The following is a 363-nucleotide window of genomic DNA, read 5'->3' as shown; positions in this document are numbered from 1 at the left end:
GTTTTCACTTGACCTGAAAACGCAAAAACCGTCCTTCTGTTTACCATGCCTTCAGCGCTTCTCTAATGCCTTGTATAAATAATGCTAATAGTATGAACGGGATGATCCAAAATAGAAAGGTGACTACATATTCATGTAGGGGCAGCACCCTACTTCTGAACAATGCTAGTAAAAATACGTTAAACACTACTATTAGCCACAAAATCCCCTTTAGTTTTAGTTTCTTAATAAATACCCCTCCTCACATTAACTTTAATGGTTGATAAATGACACTACTAGAAAAACGATGATAATTACCAGTATAAGGACTCCTGTTCCTTTCCATCCTAAACTCCCAACTAAATCGACCAGACCACCACTGCT

The 363-nt window shown here is 37.7% G+C and carries 1 protein-coding gene; it reads right to left on the bottom strand.

What is annotated here, in order from left to right; genetic code table 11:
• Positions 1-252: 252 nt before the first annotated feature.
• Complete coding sequence (locus tag AOA61_RS32825; RefSeq protein WP_368731120.1) at positions 253-351, bottom strand: DUF6366 family protein; 99 nt, start codon at positions 349-351, stop codon at positions 253-255.
• Positions 352-363: the final 12 nt, after the last annotated feature.

It is taken from the genome of Pseudomonas sp. 2995-1 (assembly GCF_002742505.1).
Lineage (GTDB): Bacteria > Pseudomonadota > Gammaproteobacteria > Pseudomonadales > Pseudomonadaceae > Aquipseudomonas > Aquipseudomonas sivasensis.
The sequence above is the reverse complement of the archived record's forward strand: the minus strand, read 5'-3'. Positions and strand labels throughout refer to the sequence as shown.